The following is a 2,400-nucleotide window of genomic DNA, read 5'->3' on the forward strand; positions in this document are numbered from 1 at the left end:
AACTGGCAGTGCTTCGGCGCGCCCGCCGCGCTGTTCTGCTACATCGACCGCGACCTGGGCCGCCCCCAATGGGCCGATGTCGGCATGTATCTGCAGACCGTCATGCTGCTGCTGCGCGCCGAAGGGCTGCACAGTTGCCCGCAGATGGCGTGGTCGGTGTATCGCAGGACCGTCGCGGAGATCCTCTCACCCCCGGACGGGCTCATCCTCTTCTGCGGCATGTCGATCGGGTTCGAGGACGTCACGGTGGATTACATCCGTACGGGCCGGGCTCCGCTCGACGAGACGGTCACGTTCGTCGAGGGTTGGCCCACTGGAGAAGGGTCATGAACACCGAACAAGTCGTCGTCATCACCGGGCCCGCCGAAGGCACCCGAGCTCTCCTGGCCGGACGTTTCCTGTGCCACGCCGCGGGCCACTTACCGGTGCACCCGTTCGAGGAGATCATTCCTGACGCCTGACGGCGCGTCCGCAGAGATCAATCTCGCCCCTCACGCCGTCAAAAGAGGACGTGTCATCAACTTCGGTTTCGGCTCTGCCTTCGATGGCGCCGGAGGCCGCGACGTGCACGTCGCGGCCGAGGCCGGCGTCGTCGGGGTCACCCGTTCGTTCGCCCGTGGACTGGGCGGCTACGACATCACGCCAACATGATCGCCCCGGCCTGAACAGGCGCGCACGACGTTCCCCACGGCTTGCTCGAAGCGCAGCGCCTGCGGCACGGCCGGAGGCACGAAGACCTCTTCGGCCCCGTCCTCTTCTCTCGCCAGTTTCATCACCAGCCAGGCCGTCAATGTCGACGGCTCGGGCACGTTCATGCCTTTGAGAGGAAATGCAATGACTTACACCGTCGGTTACATCGTCGGGAGCCTGTCCCAGAAGTCGATCAACAGGACGCTCGCCCTGGCGTTGAGCCGGCTCGCGCCGCCGGAGCTCCGCCTCACGGAGATCCCGATCGACAAGCTCCCCCTCTACAGTCACGACCACGACCCGAACTACCCCGCCGTGGCCCAGGAGTTCAAGGACGCGATCAAAGCCTCCGACGCCCTCCTGTTCGTCACCCCCGAGTACAACCGGTCCATCCCCGGCGCGCTGAAGAACGCGATCGACTGGGCGACCCGGCCCTATGGAGCCAACGTGCTCGCCGGCAAGCCGGCCGCGATCATCGGAGCCTCACCCGGCCCGATCTCCACCGCCGTGGCACAGCAGCACCTCAAAACCATCCTGTCCTTCACCAACACCCCGGTGATGGGCCAGCCCGAGGCCTACATCCAGTTCACCAAGGGACTCATCGACGACAACGGCGACATCCAGGCGCCGTCCACCACCGAATTCCTGACCGGCTACCTGCGGGCCTTCACAGCGCACATCCGACGCCACCACCACGACCTCCCGGACCTGTAGACCACTCTGCCGCCCGCGCTGATCAGGCCGGCCCCAGTGCACACTCTGGCCGGCGCGCCGGAGCAGATACGGCTGAGCATGCGCAGGCTGGGGCCGGCGGCGGTCATGGTCAATCCGTCGGTGGTCAACGGCGACGGGTCGGCCACCGATGCCGGTGGTCAACGGCGACGAGCCGGCCACCGATGCCGGCGGTCAGCGCCGGCTCTGGCACGGCGCCGAGCTCATCAGCCGAGGCTCCCGCGGCATCGAGATCCGCACCGCCACCGGGCCGGCACACCCATCATCGACGGGAGGAGAACCGTGTCCTTGATCGTCAGCGAGATCCTTTTCTGCACGGCCATCGCCGCCGCGTTGGCCGTGGTGGCCCTGTACCGGCGGACACCGGCCCCATGGCAGGCCTGCTCGCCGCAGGAGCGGCAACTGCTCGTCCTGCTCGTCCGCGATGAGATCGACGAGGACGAATACCGCCGCCGGTGGGCCTCGACCAGCCAGGTACCCGGCCGGACCGCGCACATGTGCGGCGCGCTGGGCGGCCTGCCAAGCGGCGAGGCGACGCCATGAGTCCGGGCTCGTCAATGCGGCGGCTGCAGCTGCGCTCGACCCGGGCCCGACTCACCGTCCTGGCCATGACCACGGCGACCGCCGTACTGGTGCCGATGGGCATGGTCGGAGCATCGGCCGCCGCGCAAGCGTCAGCCGACCCCGGCTGGTCAGGCGCCCGCGAGCAAGCCGGGATCACCGCCGCCGCAGCCGGGCGCCGGAATCTGTCAGGCACGATCGAGACGCATACACCAGGCATCGACCTGATCCAGGTAGTGGGAGCCGATCATCGTGTCATCGCTGCCTCGCCCGCGGCACGCGGTCGAGACCCGCTGAGCCAGGTACGGCCATCCCCGGACCATCTCCAGGCCGACGTCGAGGTGTGCGCCAAGAACACCGACGGACAGTGCCTGCGTCTGACCGCCGTCCGCCTCTCACCCGCCCCCACCTCCCCGGTGG

The 2,400-nt window shown here is 68.2% G+C and carries 5 protein-coding genes and 1 pseudogene; 5 read left to right on the forward strand and 1 reads right to left on the reverse strand.

Translation table 11 applies throughout. The annotated features are described in order from the left end of the window. The coding region (locus tag ABZS69_RS66920) for a nitroreductase family protein (protein WP_355395603.1) at positions 1 to 330 on the forward strand (330 nt) is incomplete at its 5' end. Beyond that, complete coding sequence (locus ABZS69_RS66925; RefSeq protein ID WP_355395606.1) at positions 327 to 461, forward strand: hypothetical protein; 135 nt, start codon at positions 327 to 329, stop codon at positions 459 to 461. The genes ABZS69_RS66920 and ABZS69_RS66925, both read left to right, overlap by 4 nt. A gap of 168 nt (positions 462 to 629) precedes the next feature. On the opposite strand, the gene ABZS69_RS66930 is transcribed toward ABZS69_RS66925, so the two are convergent. Then, the gene (locus tag ABZS69_RS66930; protein ID WP_355395607.1) at positions 630 to 815 is read right to left on the reverse strand and encodes a hypothetical protein; all 186 of its coding nucleotides are present in this window, start codon (positions 813 to 815) and stop codon (positions 630 to 632) included. Positions 816 to 834: 19 nt separating this feature from the next. Between ABZS69_RS66930 and ABZS69_RS66935 the strand changes: the two genes are divergently transcribed. The 3 genes and pseudogenes from ABZS69_RS66935 to ABZS69_RS66945 all read left to right on the forward strand — a co-directional run. Then, positions 835 to 1,401 (forward strand): NADPH-dependent FMN reductase, encoded by a 567-nt coding sequence (locus tag ABZS69_RS66935; protein ID WP_355395610.1) that lies wholly within the window; start codon positions 835 to 837, stop codon positions 1,399 to 1,401. A 300-nt stretch (positions 1,402 to 1,701) separates the two neighbouring features. After that, positions 1,702 to 1,962, forward strand: a complete 261-nt coding sequence (locus ABZS69_RS66940; RefSeq protein WP_355395613.1) for a hypothetical protein — start codon at positions 1,702 to 1,704, stop codon at positions 1,960 to 1,962. 65 nt (positions 1,963 to 2,027) lie between these two features. Then, positions 2,028 to 2,400, forward strand: a pseudogene (locus ABZS69_RS66945) (hypothetical protein); the annotation flags it as partial.

Source organism: Nonomuraea sp. NPDC005650 (genome assembly GCF_040605375.1).
Classification (GTDB): Bacteria; Actinomycetota; Actinomycetes; order Streptosporangiales; family Streptosporangiaceae; genus Nonomuraea.

What these genes read in the sequence shown, in the direction of transcription:
- ABZS69_RS66930 (WP_355395607.1), bottom strand. Translation starts at nt 815, where the DNA reads ATGAACGTGCCCGAGCCGTCGACATTGACGGCCTGGCTGGTGATGAAA.
- ABZS69_RS66925 (WP_355395606.1), top strand. Translation starts at nt 327, where the DNA reads ATGAACACCGAACAAGTCGTCGTCATCACCGGGCCCGCCGAAGGCACC.
- ABZS69_RS66935 (WP_355395610.1), top strand. Translation starts at nt 835, where the DNA reads ATGACTTACACCGTCGGTTACATCGTCGGGAGCCTGTCCCAGAAGTCG.